We start from the raw sequence: 15,207 nt of genomic DNA, 5'->3' as shown, positions 1-15,207 counted from the left end.
ATGGGGGCGACAGCTCGGGTGTTTTCGTTTGTCTGTCGTGTGTTCGCCCCCCGGGGCCCCCCCCCCCCCGACGAACTACCGAACACACGAGCAGGCCGGTGAGCCACCGCGACGCCGCGCGCACCTGAACGTAAGGAACCTGTACCAACCCGTCCCGCCGCGTTAGGGTGCACCCGTGTCGTCCGCCAGCATCCCCGGCCTGGTTCCCGCACCCGTGTCGATGCAGGCGGGTGAGGGGGGCGTCGTGCTGCGCGCGGGCGCCCGGGTCGACGCCGACCCCGCGCTCCGCCCCGCCGCCCGCTGGTGGCGCCGCGTCACGGAGGACGCCTTCGGCCTCGATCTCGTCCCGGTCGCCGACGGCGGCGCCGGGTCGCGGCGGCCGGCCGAGGTCACCTTCGCCCACGGGGCGGGTCTGCCCGACGGCGGCTTCCGCCTCGTCGTGAGGCCCGGGGGCCGGGACGGTGCACCCGGGCGAGCGACCGCCGTCGGACAGGGTGAGGTGCGGGTCGAGGCCGCCGATCTGGCCGGCGCGCACGCCGCCGCCCAGGCGCTGCGACAGCTCGCCGGGCCGGCCGCATACCGGAGCGCCGGCGGCCAGGGCGATCTCACGCTCCCGGCGGTCACGGTCGAGGACCACCCGCGATTCGCGTGGCGCGGCGTGCTGCTCGACGTCGCCCGGCACTTCCTGCCCAAGGCCGACGTGCTGCGCTTCGTCGACCTTGCCGCCGCGCACCGCCTCAACGTGCTCCAGCTCCACCTCACCGACGACCAGGGCTGGCGCGTCGAGATCGAGCGGTACCCGCGGCTGACCGAGGTGGGCGGCTGGCGCGCCTCCTCGACCGTGGGGACGTGGCGCACCGGCTCGTCCGACGGGCGCCCGCACGGCGGGTGGTACACGCAGGCCGACCTGCGCGAGATCGTCGCGTACGCGCGCGAGCGGGGCGTCACCGTCGTTCCGGAGATCGACGTCCCAGGACACGTCGAGGCCGCGATCGCCGCGTACCCGTTCCTCGGGACGCGCAAGGACCCGCACGCCGTCCGCACCACGTGGGGCATCAGTGAGGACGTGCTCGACCCGTCCGACGAGGCGCTCGCCTTCGTCCGCGGCGTGCTCGACGAGGTCGACGACGTCTTCGGCTCACCGTGGGTCGCGATCGGGGGCGACGAGGTCCCGACCACGCGTTGGCGCGAGACGCCGTCGATCGTGGCGCGTGCCGCCGAGCTCGGCCTGGTCGACCCGGCGGGGGAGCCGGACGTGGCGCAGCTCCACGGCTGGTTCGTGGCGCGGCTCGCGGAGCATGTGACGGGCCTCGGCCGGAGGGCTGTCGTGTGGGACGAGGCGTTCGGACCGCAGCTCCCGCGTGACGTCGTGGTCACGTCCTGGCGCGGGTACGCGCAGGGTGCCGCCGCCCTCGCCGCCGGGCACGACGTCGTCATGGCGCCCGAGCAGGCCGTCTACCTCGACCACCGTGCCGGCGAACATCCCGGCGAGCCGATCCCGGTCGGCTTCGTGCGCACCATCGAGGACGTGTACGGCTTCGACCCGCTGCCACCGGCCCTCCGCGCAGAGGTTGAGGCGGCGCCAACGGGTGGGCGGCTGCTCGGCGCGCAGGCACAGGTGTGGACGGAGCACCTCGACAGCGTGCGCCGGGTCGACTTCGCGACCTTCCCGCGGCTCGCGGCCTTCGCCGAGACCGTGTGGTCGCCCGCCGCGGACCGGGCCCCGGGCTCCGAGGCGTCGCGCGAGTTCCTCGCGCGCCTCGAGCAGCACCATCTCCCGCGGCTCGACGCGTCCGGCGTGGAGTACCGCCCGCTCGCCGGCCCGCGCCCGTGGCAGACCCGCCCGGGTGTCCAGGGCTACCCGCGCGACCTCGCCGCCGAGACGGCCGAGGGCGGCTGGGCGGGCCTCGGCGGCTGGCGCGAGGCGGGCGGCGCGGAGAACGACGCCACGGCGGGGGAAGCCCGATGACCACCGGCACGCTGCGGATCACCGCCGCCCGGCTCCCGCAGCCCGGCGGCACGCTGTCCGAGCCGGTGGACCTTCACGTCGTCCGCGGCCGCGTCGCGGCGATCACCCGGCCAGGCGGCGCGAGTCGAGGCGGCGCGGGCGAGCGGCCGGCGTCGGCCGCGCTCGACGCCGGAGGGCGCGTCGCCCTGCCCGGCCTGATCGACACCCACACGCACGCCGAGGCGGCGGTCCTCGACCCGGAGGTACAGCTCGCGCTGCTGCGGCAGGGCGTGACGACCGTGGTCACAGGGCAGGACGGCGTGTCGTTCGCGCCGTCGGACGCGGCGTCCTACCGCTGGGCCGCCGGGTACTTCGCGGCGATCAACGGCGAGCACCCCACCTTCGCGGGCGGCAGCGTCCGGGACCTCCTCGCGACGTACGACGGCACGACGCCGGTGAACGTCGCCTACCTCGCCCCGCACGGCACGATCCGGCGCCGCGTGCTGGGCACCGCCCAGCGCCCCGCGACCGGCGACGAGCTCGCCCGCATGGTCGCCCTGCTCGACGAGGCGCTCGACGACGGCGCGTGCGGCCTGTCCACCGGGCTCGAGTACGTGCCCGCCGCGTACGCGGACGAGCGGGAGCTCGTCGCGCTGGCGAGCGTCGTCGCGGCCCGCGGTCTGCCCCACGTCAGCCACATGCGCGGCTACGAGGAGCGCGCGGCCGGCGCCTTCGCGGAGCTCGTGCGCGTCGCGCGCGCGTCGGGCGTCGCGACGCACGTCTCCCACTTCCACGGCCCCGCCGCCGAGCTCGCCGGCCTCGTCGACGACGCCCGCGCCGCCGGCCTCGACGTCACCTTCGACTCCTACCCCTACCTGCGCGGCTGCTCCATCCTGTCGATGGTGGCCCTGCCCGTGTGGCTGCCCGTCGCGGACCGCGACGCGACCGTGCGCGCCCTGCGCGACCCGTCCGTCGTCGAGCGGCTCCGCGCGCACTTCGCGGGCCTCGCGGACCTGTGGCCGCGCGTCACCTTCGCTTCGGTCCCCGGCCCGCTCGCCTGGGCGGAGGGCCACACGCTGCCCGACGCCGCAGCGCGCCTCGGCCTGTCGCCCGCCGACGCCGTGGTGGAGATCCTGGTGACGACCGGGCTGCGCGCGAGCTGCGTGTTCGAGCAGCCGCCGACGAACTCCGCGGAGTCGGTGCGGGCGCTCGCGAACCACCCCGCGCACCTGGGCGGCTCCGACGCGATCTACTTCGGCGGGCGTCCCCACCCGCGCGGCTGGGGCGCCTTCGCCCGCTTCCTGGCGGAGCACGCCGGCTCCGGCGACTGGACGTGGCACGACGCGGCCGAGCACCTCGCAGGCCGGGCCGCGCGGCGGTTCGGCCTGGCCGGGCGGGGCGCGCTGGCGCCAGGTTCCGTCGCCGACGTGGTGCTCGTCGACCCGGGAGCCGTGCGCGACCTGGCGACGTACGAGGAGCCGCGCGTGCCGGCGTCGGGCATCGACGACGTGCTCGTCGCGGGCGTCCCGGTGCTCGCCAGGGGCGCCCGCACCGGCGCGACCCCCGGCCGCGCGCTGCGGCCGGGGGACCAGGCGAGCCCCTGACGGGTCGCGCTCAGCCTCGGGCGATCCTCAGCGTCACGATCTGGAACGGACGCAGCCCGAGGGTGATCCGGCGACCGCCGCGGTCCAGCGAGCGCGCGCGGGGCATGGCCTCGGACAGAGGCTGCTCGGTGAGGGAGACCTCGGCGACGTCGGCGACGTCGAACCCGGCCGTCAACGTCGCCGTGGCGCGCCGCCCGAGAGCCTCGTAGGCGCGCACGACGACGTCGCCGGAACGGTCGTCGGCGAGCTTGACGGCCTCGATGCGCACGCCCGGGTCGGAGCTCGACACGACGCTCCATGGCTCGACGTGGCGCGTGGAGGTGCCCGGGGCGAGGCGCAGCGGCAGGTTCATCTCGTACCCCGCGGCCACCGCGTCGGCGACGGACGCGCCGGGCACGACGGCGTAGGCGAAGTGGTGGTGCCCCTGGTCCTGGTGCGGGTCCGGCGACTTCGCGGCCCGGACGAGGCTCAGGCGGACCTCGGTCTCGACCTGGCCGTCCTCGCCGACGCGCCGGGTGATGTCGTGGCCGTACGTCCCGGCGTTGACCACGCCGATGCCGTAGCCCGGCTCCTCGACGTGCACCCACCGGTGCGCCACGACCTCGAACCGCGCGTCGTCCCAGGACGTGTTCGTGTGCGTCGGCCGCCGCAGGTGCCCGAACTGGATCTCCGCCGAGTGGTGCTGCGCGTGGACGACGAAGGGGAGCGCCGCCTTGAGCAGCTTCTCGCCCTCGTGCCAGTCCAGCTCCGCCTCGAGGTGCACGCGGGCGTCGTCGGCGTGCAGGGTGATCCGCTGGGTCACGCGGGAGGCCCCGAACGTGCGCACGACCTCGACCCGCGCGCGCAGGGGACCGTCCTCGACGACCTCGATCGACTCGATCTCGACGAGGTCGCGCACGGTGTGCCGGTAGTGCGCGTCGATGTCCCAGGCGTCCCACGCGTTCGGGAGGTCCTGGTGGAGCTGGAGCAGGTTGGCGGCGCGGCCGGCGGGCAACAGCTCGCGGTCCGCCCGCCGGTCGAGGATCGACGTCACGAGACCCCGCGCGTCGATGCGCACCTGCACCAGGTCGTTGCGCAGGACGACGTGCTCGCCGTCGCGCTCGGCCGCGACGGGGTGCGCCGGATCCTGCAGCGCGAGAGGGGCGATCCCGTGGCCCGGCACGCTCACCAGGCCGGCGGGGTCCCCGTGCTCGTCGAGCACGAGCTCGACGCGGGCGTGGTCGGCCGCGTTGACGACCGCGCCCTCCGCCTCGAGGTGCTTGAGCGCGTGCTCCAGCAGCTCGTCGAGCCGCGCGAGGCTCTGGCCGTACTCCGCCTCGTTCTCGCGGTGAACCCACTCGATCGACGAGCCCGGCAGGATGTCGTGGAACTGCTGCAGGAGCGTGGTCTGCCACAGGCGGTCGAAGGCGTCGTACGGGTACTCGGCTCCCTGCAGGGCTGCCGCCGTCCACCAGAGCTCCGCCTCGCGCAGCCGGTGCTCGACGACGCGGTTGCCGCGCTTCTCCCGGGCGTGCGAGGTGAAGGTGCCGCGGTGCAGCTCGAGGTAGAGCTCGCCGACCCACACCGGTGCGTCCGGGTACTCGGCCTTCGCGCGGGCGAAGAAGTCGTCCGGGCTCTCGACCCGCACCCGCGGCGATCCCTCGAGGTTCGCGACGCGGCGCTGCCGCTCCATCATCTCGCGGATCGGCCCGCCACCCCCGTCGCCGTAGCCGAACGGCACGAGCGACGTCGTGGCCTTGCCCTTCTCGCGGAACTCGCGGACCGCGTGGTGGAGCTCGGAGCCCTCCAGCGTCGAGTTGTACGTGTCGGCGGGCGGGAAGTGGGTGTAGACGCGGCTGCCGTCGATCCCCTCCCACCAGAAGGTGTGGTGCGGGAACGTGTTCGTCTGGTTCCACGAGATCTTCTGCGTGAGGAACCACTCGATGCCCGCGAGCTTCGCGACCTGGGGGAAGGCGGCGGTGTAGCCGAACGAGTCGGGCATCCAGATGCCCTTGGTGGTGACGCCGAGCTCGCGCTCGAAGAAGCGCAGACCCTGCGTCAGCTGGCGGACCATGGCCTCGCCGCCGGGGAGGTTTCCGTCGGGCTCGATCCACTGCGAGCCGACGACGAGCCACTGGCCGCGGTCGACGGCGGCCTTGATCCCCTGCCAGACGTCGGGGTACCGCTCCTTGATCCACGCGTACTGCTGTGCGGACGACGCCGCGAACCGGAGGTCGGGGTACCGCTCGGCGAGCGCGAGCACGTTGGAGAACGTCCGGCCGACCTTGCGCTTGGTCTCCCGGATCGGCCACAGCCACGCCGTGTCGATGTGGGCGTGGCCGATGGCGCTGAGCACGTGCGCGGACGCGTTGGCAGGCTTGGCGAGCACGTCGGTGAGCTCGGCCCGGGCGGCGGCCGCGGTGCCGGCGATGTCGTCGAGCAGCAGCACGTCGAGCGCCCGTTCGAGGGCCCGGAGCACCTCGTGCCTGCGCGGCTCGGTCTCCGGCAGCTCCTTGACCAGCTGGTAGAGCACCTCGACGTCGAAGCGCAGCGCCCACACCTCGGGCTCGAGCACCGCGAGCTCGGCGGTCGCGAACGTGTAGACGGGATCCACCGGGGCCGTCGACCTGTCTCCGTACACCGTGGGCACGAAGTCGTTCTTGAGGATGTCCGGGTTGGCGGCCGCCTCGAGGAAGAAGTGGACGCGCTCACCGCCCGCGGCGACGTCAGCGATCGGGACGTACATGTTCCGCGGGTGGATGCCCTTGACCGGGACGCCGTCGGGCGTGAACACCAGGCCCTCGGCCTGGTTGCCCGGCCAGTCGCCCTGGAACCCGGGGTCGATGAGCAGCTCGACGGTCCGTCCCGCCCACTCGTCGGGCACGGCCCCGGTGACCTGGAACCACCAGGTCGACCAGGCCCGGCCCCACGGCCGGCCGACGGCGAAGTCGGCGTACGTCGCGCGCAGCGCCTCGCCGACCGGGACCGGCTCGTCGGGCACCTCCCACGCGGACAGGGCGACGGGCACCCGGGTCGAGTACACGGCCGGGGTGATCCGCTCGGTGAGCACCCGGTGGATGCGCTCCTCGACGAGCTTCTGGTTCTGGTGCATGGTGTGTCTGCCTCCGGACGGGACCTCAGTAGAGGTAGGACAGCTCTGGGAACGTGGCGCGGGCGCCGTCGAGCAGCGCGTGCGCCACCTTCACGGAGTCGATGAGCGGGTGGTGGGCCAGGGCGCGCAGGGCCGCCGCGCGCGAGCCGCCGACCCCCGCCTCGATGGTCTCGCGCTCGACGTACTTGATCGTCGTCACGAGCCCCCGGCCGAAGTCCGGCACCTGCGCGCCGGGGATCGGGTGCGCGCCGGTGGCGTCGACGACGCAGGGCACCTCGACGACGGCGTCGTCGTCGAGCCAGGCGATCGTGCCGGCGTTGGGGACGTTGAGGATGAGGCGCGAGTGCTCGTCGTACGCGATGCCGCGCATCAGCGCGATCGCGACGTTCTCGTAGCCACCGGAGACCAGGTCGTCCGCGTTGCGCTCGCCCATGCCCACGGAGTCGCGGTTGGTCGCCATGTACGTCGCCTCGCGGTCGAGGCGGGCGGCCTCCCACACGGCGAGCGGGTCGGGCGCGCGCCCGGCGTCGGCCCAGAACCCGGTCTGCTGCTCGAGGAGGTAGCGGCCCCGGGTCTGCGAGGCGAGCTGGTCGGAGTGGAGCACCTCGCGCTCGTAGGAGTAGTAGTGCAGGTACTCGTTCGGCAGGACGCCCAGGGTCTGGATCCACTCGGCGCCGAAGAGCCGGCCCTCCTCGAACGCCTCGATCTGGTCGGGCCGGCCGAGCAGCTCGGGCAGGCGGTCGACCCCGTCGACCCGCAGGCGGGTGAGCCAGCCCAGGTGGTTGAGCCCGGCGTAGTCCGCCTCGACGTTCGGGCCGACCGCCAGGCCCAGCGCGGACAGCGCCCGGCGGGCCAGTCCGATCGGCGAGTCGCAGATGCCGATGACCCTGCTCCCGAGCACCCGCGCCATGGCCTCGGTGACCAGGCCGGCGGGGTTCGTGAAGTTGATGACCCAGGCGTCCGGCGCGACCCGCTTGACGAGCTCGGCGAGGTGCATGGCCGTGGGCAGGGTGCGCAGGGCGTAGGAGATGCCGCCGAAGCCCACGGTCTCCTGCCCGATCACACCGTGCGAGAGGCCGATGAGCTCGTCGTGCGCGCGACCCTGGAGGCCGCCCACGCGGATGGCCGAGAACACGAAGTCCGCCCCCCGCAGTCCCTCGGCGGCGTCCGTGTGGGTGGTCACCGTCGGGGCGTCGGCCACGCCCTCGGCCTGCTTGGCGAGGATGCGCGCCATCGTCCGTAGGCGGTCGGGGTCAATGTCGACCAGCGCCACGGATGTCACCCGCCCGGGCTCGCGATCGCGCAGCAGCGCGGCGTGGACGAGCGGCGTGCGGAACCCGCCGCCGCCGATCATGGTCAGCCTCATACGACGACGACCTCCACCTGCTGCGCGGCGAGGGCGCTCGCGATCTGCTCGGGCACGGCCGCGTCCGTGACGAACCGCGCCACGTTGGGCGGGAGCTTGACCCGGCCGAGGCCGGTGCCCGGGAACTTGCTGTGGTCGGCAAGCACGGTGATCTCGACGGAGACCTCGGCGATCGCCTGCTTGATGGGCACCTGGGCCATCGTGGTGTCGCGCAGGTCACCCGTGTCGGACACCCCGCTCACGCCCAGGAACGCGTGGTCCGCACGGATCATCCGCAGGCACTCGGTCGTCAGCGGGCCCGAGACCGACCGGTACACCGGGTCGTAGTCCCCCGGCAGCAGCACAAGGTGGACGCTGCGGCTGTCCCGCAGCGCCTCGTAGATGGCGAGGCTCGGGGTGATGACGGTGACGTGCCGGGCGTGCAGCATCCGCGCGAGCTGCAGCGTCGTCGTCCCGATGTCGAGGAGGACCGACTCGCCGTCCTCGATCAGCTCGGCGGCGCGCGCGGCGATGCGTTGCTTCGCCTCTCGGTTGACCGGTTCGACGCTGGCGAACGGGGCGTCCTCCTCGTCGAGCACGGCGCCGCCGTGAGCCCGCCGGAGCGTCCCCGCCCGATCGAGCTGCTGCAGGTCGCGGCGGATCGTCGCCACGCTCGACCCCGTCACGGAGGCGAGCTCGCTCACGGTCGCCGCTCCTACCTTGCGCAGGTGATCCAGGATGGCGCGCTCACGCAGATCTCTCACGCGAAGCACGCTACCACAGCCGCTCATTTTCGCTCAGTTATGAAACTGTTACACTCAAACCCTGTCGGATCTCGCTCAAGAACTGCTAATTCTTACGGACGGCCTTGGCCCCGAGGAGGACGATGCAGACCGGACGCGGCACTCAGGTGGACACCCTGGCGGTGGGCCAGCTCTTCCTCGACGTCGTCTTCGGCGGCCTCGGCGGCGGTCCTCGCCCGGGCGAGGAGAAGTGGACCGCCGACTTCGGCTGGGGACCCGGCGGGATCGCCAACATGGCGATCGTCTCCGCGCGGCTCGGGGCGTCGACGGCGATCAGTGCCGTCGTCGGGGACGACCCGCTCAGCGCGTTGTGCATGGACCACCTGAAGTACGAGGGCATCGACGTCTCCGGGCTCCGCACGGTGGCCGGCTGGTCGCTGCCGGTGACGGCCTCCCTGGGCTTCGACGGCGACCGCGCCCTCGTCACAGGCGGCACGCCCGCGCCGCTGGACCTCGCGGAGATCCTCGACGCCGACGTCCGCCCCCGCGTCGCCATCGTCCACGTCGATCACACGACGCACGACGTCGTCCGCCCGCTCGTCGACCATGGCGCGAAGGTGTTCGCGGACCTGGGCTGGGACGGCAGCGGGGCCTGGGACACGACGGTCCTCGACGGGCTGGACGGCTGCTACGCGTTCGTCCCGAACCACGCCGAGGCCATGGCCTTCACGCGCACCGACACCCCGGAGCGGGCCCTGGAGGCGCTGGCCGAGCGCGTGCCGCTCAGCGTCGTCACCCTCGGCGCGCGCGGCGTGCTCGCCCTGGACTCCGCCACCGGCGAGCGGGTCCGCATCGAGCCGGTCGCGGTCGACGCCGTCGACGTGACCGGCGCCGGCGACGTGTTCGTCGGCGCCCTGGCGGTGGCGTCCCTCACTGACTGGACGCTGCGCGAGCGCGTCGACTTCGCGGCGCTGGCCGCTGCGATCACCGTCTCCCGTCCCGGCGGCGCCGCCGCCGCCCCCACCCGCGCCGGCCTCGTCCGCTGGCTCGACGAGCACCCCGACGCTGCGGACGCCGCGCGGTTCGCGTTCGTCCGTGACGCCGACCTGAGCGGCATCGCCTCACACGCTCCTCCGACCTCGCCCGAACAAGGAGAAGAACCAGCATGAGACGCACCACTTCACGAGCCCGGCGGCCTGTCGCCGCGCTCGCCGCGATCGGCTCCCTGGCCATCGCACTGACGGCCTGTACGAGCAGTCAGCCCTCCGACAGCTCCGGCGACGGGTCCATGAGCCTGTGGATCTGGCCTGGTGGCCTCAGCGAGACCGTCGTCGAGACGGTCACGGCCGAGTCCTCCGGCCTCGAGGTGTCGGTCATCGGCGACGACTTCAAGCAGAAGCTGCTGACCGTGTTCACCGCCAAGTCGGACATCCCTGACATCACCGGCGTCAAGGGCGAGGACATGCCCTACTTCCTCCAGGAGCCGGAGCTGTTCACCGACCTGAACACGCTCGACATCGACGACATCGTCGGGGAGTTCCCGGAGTGGAAGCTCGCCGAGGCCACCACCCCCGACGGCCGGCTGCTCGGCCTGCCGATCGACATCGGCCCGGCCGGCCTGTTCTACCGCGAGGACATCCTGGCGGGCGCGGGCATGCCGACCGACCCGGCAGAGGTCGAGGCGGCGACCTCGACCTATGAGGACTACTTCACGTTCGGCGAGCAGCTCAAGGCCGCCACGGGTGCCCACCTCGAGGTCTCGGCCGGCGGCCTCTTCGGCAAGGTGATGGGTCAGAGCGAGACCAAGTTCGTCAGCCCCGAGGGTGAGTTCCTCGGCGAGAGCGACGCCGTGCGCAACGCTTGGGACCTCGCCGTCGAGGCGTGGGACCGCGGCCTGGTGGCCGGGATCGAGGACGGCAGCCCCGACTGGGCCTCCGCCGTCAACGCGGGTGCCCTGCCGATGCTGTCCGGTGCGGCGTGGTACGCCGGCGACATCAAGAGCAACGCCGCCGACACCACGGGCCTGTGGCGGGTCACGCAGATGCCTGGCGGGCCCGCGAACATCGGCGGCTCGTTCCTGACGATCCCGGCCGCTGCCGAGGACAAGGAGGCGGCGCTCGAGGTCATCAAGGCTCTCCTGAGCCCCGAGAACGAGGCCGTCATGTACACCGAGACCGGCAACTTCCCGGCCCGCACCACGACCTTCGAGCAGCCCGGCCTGCACGACGGTGACGACTTCTTCGGCGGTCAGGACACCGTGTCGGTGTTCGTCACGGCCGCGGAGAACATGCCGACCGTCTACAACAGCCCGCTCGACAACCAGGTCGCCGCCCCCTACTACACGGAGCTGCGGAACGTGGAGACGGGCAAGGACCCCGAGCAGGCCTGGGCCGACGCCGTGGCGGCGGCCAAGGAGGCCCTGGAGTCCTCGTGACACTCACAGCCAGCACGGTGTCGGCGGGGGTGAGCACCTCGGTGCGCCCCCGCCGGCGTCGCGCCGTCCGCGCCTGGCCCGCGTACGTCGCGATCGCGCCGTTCTTCATCCTCTTCCTGTGCTTCGGCCTCTATCCGACGATCTACTCGCTCGTCCTGTCGTTCCAGAAGTGGAACGGCCTCGGCGCACCGGAGTGGGTCGGCCTCGACAACTACGTGCGGCTGGCCTCCGACGACACGTTCTGGCTCTCCGTCCGCAACACCTTCGTCATCTTCGCGCTCTCGACGATCCCGATGATGCTCATTGCGCTCGTCGTGGCAGCGATGCTCAACAACGCCGTGCGCTACAGCACGACGCTGCGGATCGCGTACTTCGTGCCGAACATCACGTCGGTGGTGGCGATGGCGATCCTCTTCGGCGCGATCTTCGGCGAGTCGTTCGGTCTGGCGAACGCGACCCTCAACGCGATCGGGCTGCCGGACGTCAGATGGCTGTCGACACCGTTCGGGATCCAGCTCACGGTGTCGATCCTCATCACGTACCAGTGGACCGGGTACAACGCGATCATCTTCCTCGCGGGCATGCAGTCCATCGGGAGCGAGGTCTACGAGGCGGCCAAGGTGGACGGCGCGGGCCCGGTGCGGAGCTTCTTCTCCATCACGCTCCCGCTGCTGCGGCCGACGATCGCCTTCGTGCTCATCGTCTCGATCATCACGGGGCTGCAGAGCTTCACCGAGTCTCAGGTGCTCACCGGCAGCTCCAGCCCGACCAACCCGAACAGCGGGGGAGCCGGGCAGGGCGGCCTCACGATGGTCCTGTACTTCTACCAACAGGCGTTCAGCCACAGCAAGCTCGGCTATGGCGCTTCGATCGCGTGGGGGATCTTCCTGATCGTCCTCGTCTTCGTGATCATCAGCTGGCGCTACAACGTGAAGAGAGAGGACCCGACGCGCTGATGAGCTCCTCCGTCTCACCACGACCTCTTCCACCGAGCGGCACCGCGGTCACGGCGCCCACCGCGCCGACGGCGTGGACGCCGTGGCCGGCGCCGGTCGTGCCCACCGCTCTGCCGCGGCGTCGTCCCCGCCAGGTCGGCCTCTACCTGATGCTCACGTCCGGCGCGCTCCTGTCGGTCTTCCCGCTCTACTGGCTCCTGGTGATCGCGAGCAACACCACGAGCGACATCTACAAGTCACCGCCCAAGCTCTGGCCGGGCGGTCACCTGGTCGAGAACATCGGCAACGCCTTCGACCGGGTCGACTTCCTGGCACCGCTGGTCAACACCGTGTTCGTGGCGGTCGCCGTGACCTTCCTTGTGCTGTTCTTCGACTCCCTGGCGGCGTTCGCGTTCGCGAAGTTCCAGTTCCCGGGGCGCAACGCGCTGTTCACGGCCGTTCTCGTGACGTTCATGCTGCCCATGCAGCTCGCGATCATCCCGCAGTTCATCACGATGGTGAACCTCGGCTGGGTGGGGCAGCTGCACGCCCTCATCATCCCCGCGGCGGCCAACGCGTTCGGGATCTTCTGGCTGCGTCAGTACATCAGCTCCGCCGTCCCCGACGAGCTGATGGATGCGTCGGTGCTCGACGGCGCGGGCTTCATGCGCCAGTACGTAACCGTGTGCCTGCCCCTCATCCGGCCAGGGCTGGGCTTTCTCGGTCTCTACACCTTCATCGCGACGTGGAACGACTACCTGTGGCCCCTGACGGTCCTCACGGACCCGCGGCGGATCACGCTCCAGGTGGCGCTGGCGCAGCTCCAGTCCGCGTTCGGCCAGGACTACGGGATGATCATGGCCGGCGCGCTCCTGGCGGTCGTGCCCCTCCTCGTGATCTTCCTCATCGGTGCACGGCAGTTCATCGGCGACATCGCGAAGGGTGCGATCAGATGACCACCTCGACCACCCCGGAGGACGACGCCCTGCGCGCCCAGGCCGTGGCCCGGATGCGGGAGCGACGGTTCGGGATGTTCATCCACTGGGGGCTGTACTCGGCCGCCGCCCGCAACGAGTGGATGCGGCACCGGGAACGGACGCCCGACGCCGAGTACCAGCAGTACCTCGAGCACTTCGAGCCGGACCTGTTCGACCCCGCGGCCTGGGCGGACCTCGCCGCGGACGCCGGGATGCGGTACGTCGTCGTCACCACGAAGCACCACGAGGGCTTCTGCCTCTGGGAGACGGCGCAGGACACCGACTTCTCCGTCGCCTCGACGCCGTGGCGGCGCGACCTGATCGGCCCGGTCGCCGAGGCCTTCCGTGCGCGCGGCCTCGGCGTCGGCCTGTACCACTCGCTCATCGACTGGCACCACCCGCAGTTTCCGATCGACGGGCTGCACCCGCTGCGCGACGACGTCGCCGCCCGGGCCGAGGTCCGCGACATGGCCGTCTACCGCCGGTACCTGCACGCCCAGGTCGTCGAGCTGCTGACCGGGTACGGCCGGGTCGAGCAGCTGTTCTTCGACTTCTCCTACCCGGACCACGTCCACGAGGGGACGCCGGTCTGGGGCGGCAAGGGCGCGCAGGACTGGGGCAGCGAGGAGCTGCTCGCGACCGTCCGGGCGCTGCAGCCCGGCATCCTGGTCAACGACCGGCTCGGCATCCCGGGCGACTACGTCACCCCCGAGCAGTACCAGCCGGCGGAGCCGCCCACCGTCGGCGGCCTCCCGGTGCTCTGGGAGGCGTGCCAGACGATCAACGGCAGCTGGGGCTACGACCGCGACAACACCACGGCCAAGTCGCCGGACCTGCTGCTCCGGATGCTCGTCGACACCGTCGCCAAGGACGGCAACCTCCTGCTCAACGTCGGGCCGACCGGTCGCGGCGAGCTGGACCCCGTGGCCGTGGAGACCCTCGGAGCGATCGGCCGGTGGATGCGACGCCACGGCCGCGCGATCCACGGCGCCGGCCCCGCCGCGTACATCCCACCGCCGGACTGCCGGTACACCCAGCGCGGGAACCGCCTGTACCTGCACCTCTTCGCCTGGCCGTTCGAGGCAGTGCACCTGCCCGGGCTCGCCGGACGGGTGGAGTACGCCCAGCTCCTGCACGACGCCTCGGAGGTGCCGATGGAGGTGCTGTCGACAGACGCCGAGTCGCACATGACCAGCGCCGCCGGCACCGGCGACGACACCCTGACGCTGTGGCTGCCGGTCCGGCGGCCCGACGTCGCGATCCCGGTCATCGAGCTGTTCCTGCGGGAAGACAGTTGACCCCGGCCTCCGTCGCCGGATCGCCCGCCCGGAACTCCGGCGCCGCCCCCGTCCGCGGCCCCCGCGTCCTCGCGGTGGCCACGGACGAGGTGGGCGTCGTCGCCGCGCGGATCGTCGCCGACCACGTGCGAAGCCACCCGACGGGTGTGCTCGGCGTCGCGACCGGAGCGTCCCCGCTTCGCCTGTATGCCGCTCTCGCCGGGCTGCGGGCGGAGGGTCTGGTCACCGAGGGGCTCACGCTCGCCGCGCTCGACGAGTACGTGGGCGTCGACCCGGGCGACGAGCGGTCCTACCACTCCTACGTCGTCCGGCACGTCGCCGAGCCGCTCGGCATCCCCGGGTCCAGGGTGCTCGTCCCGCGCGGCGGCACGCAGCGGGACGCGGAGCGGTACGAGGCCACCCTGCGCGGCCTGGGCGGCGTGGGCCTGCAGGTCGTCGGTATCGGCCGCAACGGCCATGTCGGCTTCAACGAGCCCGGCTCGAGCCGCGACTCCCGCACCCGTGTGGTCGCCCTGAGCGACGACACGCGCGCCGCCAACGCCGGCTACTTCGCTGGTGACGCGGACCGTGTGCCCGCCCGGGCCATCACGCAGGGGATCGCGACGATCCTGTCGGCGTCGACGATCGTCATGGTGGCCTCGGGCGCGGCCAAGGCGTGGGCGCTCGACGCGGCGCTGCGCGGCCCGGTCACCGCCGACGTTCCGGCGTCGTTCCTGCAGACCCACCCGGCGGTGACGGTCGTGGCCGACGACGAGGCGCTCCGGCCCGCGTCCTGACTCGTCGTACGAAGCGGGAATGGCGGACGACGTCTGTACCCGCCTGGACCGGATCG

General features: G+C 72.5%; 11 protein-coding genes. 8 read left to right on the top strand and 3 right to left on the bottom strand.

What is annotated here, in order from left to right:
- Positions 1-175 precede the first annotated feature (175 nt).
- Together L1785_RS02325 and L1785_RS02320 are read left to right on the top strand one after the other, a co-directional pair.
- On the top strand, positions 176-1,969 hold the full coding sequence (locus L1785_RS02325; RefSeq protein ID WP_236087516.1) for a beta-N-acetylhexosaminidase: 1,794 nt from the start codon (positions 176-178) through the stop codon (positions 1,967-1,969).
- The gene (locus L1785_RS02320; protein WP_236087515.1) at positions 1,966-3,552 is read left to right on the top strand and encodes an N-acyl-D-amino-acid deacylase family protein; all 1,587 of its coding nucleotides are present in this window, start codon (positions 1,966-1,968) and stop codon (positions 3,550-3,552) included. Before L1785_RS02325 ends, L1785_RS02320 begins: the two co-directional genes overlap by 4 nt.
- A gap of 10 nt (positions 3,553-3,562) precedes the next feature.
- On the opposite strand, the gene L1785_RS02315 is transcribed toward L1785_RS02320, so the two are convergent.
- From L1785_RS02315 to L1785_RS02305, 3 genes are read right to left on the bottom strand one after another with little or no spacing between them, the layout of a single operon-like run.
- The gene (locus L1785_RS02315; protein ID WP_236087514.1) at positions 3,563-6,643 is read right to left on the bottom strand and encodes an alpha-mannosidase; all 3,081 of its coding nucleotides are present in this window, start codon (positions 6,641-6,643) and stop codon (positions 3,563-3,565) included.
- 25 nt (positions 6,644-6,668) lie between these two features.
- A complete protein-coding gene (locus L1785_RS02310) occupies positions 6,669-8,009 on the bottom strand; it encodes a 6-phospho-beta-glucosidase (RefSeq protein WP_236087513.1) in 1,341 nt (446 codons plus the stop codon).
- Positions 8,006-8,752 carry a DeoR/GlpR family DNA-binding transcription regulator gene (locus L1785_RS02305; protein ID WP_236087512.1) on the bottom strand — a complete coding sequence of 249 codons (747 nt, stop codon included), beginning with the start codon at positions 8,750-8,752 and terminating at the stop codon, positions 8,006-8,008. Before L1785_RS02305 ends, L1785_RS02310 begins: the two co-directional genes overlap by 4 nt.
- Before the next feature lie 122 nt (positions 8,753-8,874).
- Between L1785_RS02305 and L1785_RS02300 the strand changes: the two genes are divergently transcribed.
- From L1785_RS02300 to L1785_RS02275, 6 genes are read left to right on the top strand one after another with little or no spacing between them, the layout of a single operon-like run.
- Positions 8,875-9,900, top strand: coding sequence for a carbohydrate kinase family protein (locus tag L1785_RS02300; RefSeq protein WP_236087511.1), 1,026 nt, complete (start codon positions 8,875-8,877; stop codon positions 9,898-9,900).
- Positions 9,897-11,165 (top strand): ABC transporter substrate-binding protein, encoded by a 1,269-nt coding sequence (locus tag L1785_RS02295; protein ID WP_236087510.1) that lies wholly within the window; start codon positions 9,897-9,899, stop codon positions 11,163-11,165. Before L1785_RS02300 ends, L1785_RS02295 begins: the two co-directional genes overlap by 4 nt.
- Positions 11,162-12,121 carry a carbohydrate ABC transporter permease gene (locus tag L1785_RS02290; RefSeq protein WP_236087509.1) on the top strand — a complete coding sequence of 320 codons (960 nt, stop codon included), beginning with the start codon at positions 11,162-11,164 and terminating at the stop codon, positions 12,119-12,121. Before L1785_RS02295 ends, L1785_RS02290 begins: the two co-directional genes overlap by 4 nt.
- Positions 12,121-13,056, top strand: coding sequence for a carbohydrate ABC transporter permease (locus L1785_RS02285; RefSeq protein ID WP_236087508.1), 936 nt, complete (start codon positions 12,121-12,123; stop codon positions 13,054-13,056). Before L1785_RS02290 ends, L1785_RS02285 begins: the two co-directional genes overlap by 1 nt.
- Positions 13,053-14,375, top strand: coding sequence for an alpha-L-fucosidase (locus L1785_RS02280; protein ID WP_308113229.1), 1,323 nt, complete (start codon positions 13,053-13,055; stop codon positions 14,373-14,375). Before L1785_RS02285 ends, L1785_RS02280 begins: the two co-directional genes overlap by 4 nt.
- Entirely contained in the window at positions 14,372-15,151 is a 780-nt protein-coding gene (locus L1785_RS02275; RefSeq protein ID WP_236087507.1) for a glucosamine-6-phosphate deaminase, read from the top strand. Before L1785_RS02280 ends, L1785_RS02275 begins: the two co-directional genes overlap by 4 nt.
- Positions 15,152-15,207: the final 56 nt, after the last annotated feature.

The organism is Antribacter soli, from assembly GCF_021568775.1.
Taxonomy (GTDB): domain Bacteria; phylum Actinomycetota; class Actinomycetes; order Actinomycetales; family Cellulomonadaceae; genus Antribacter; species Antribacter soli.
This window is presented reverse-complemented; position numbering and strand designations above follow the sequence as displayed.

What these genes read in the sequence shown, in the direction of transcription:
- L1785_RS02320 (WP_236087515.1), top strand. Translation starts at nt 1,966, where the DNA reads ATGACCACCGGCACGCTGCGGATCACCGCCGCCCGGCTCCCGCAGCCC.
- L1785_RS02315 (WP_236087514.1), bottom strand. Translation starts at nt 6,643, where the DNA reads ATGCACCAGAACCAGAAGCTCGTCGAGGAGCGCATCCACCGGGTGCTC.
- L1785_RS02310 (WP_236087513.1), bottom strand. Translation starts at nt 8,009, where the DNA reads ATGAGGCTGACCATGATCGGCGGCGGCGGGTTCCGCACGCCGCTCGTC.
- L1785_RS02300 (WP_236087511.1), top strand. Translation starts at nt 8,875, where the DNA reads ATGCAGACCGGACGCGGCACTCAGGTGGACACCCTGGCGGTGGGCCAG.
- L1785_RS02295 (WP_236087510.1), top strand. Translation starts at nt 9,897, where the DNA reads ATGAGACGCACCACTTCACGAGCCCGGCGGCCTGTCGCCGCGCTCGCC.
- L1785_RS02285 (WP_236087508.1), top strand. Translation starts at nt 12,121, where the DNA reads ATGAGCTCCTCCGTCTCACCACGACCTCTTCCACCGAGCGGCACCGCG.
- L1785_RS02280 (WP_308113229.1), top strand. Translation starts at nt 13,053, where the DNA reads ATGACCACCTCGACCACCCCGGAGGACGACGCCCTGCGCGCCCAGGCC.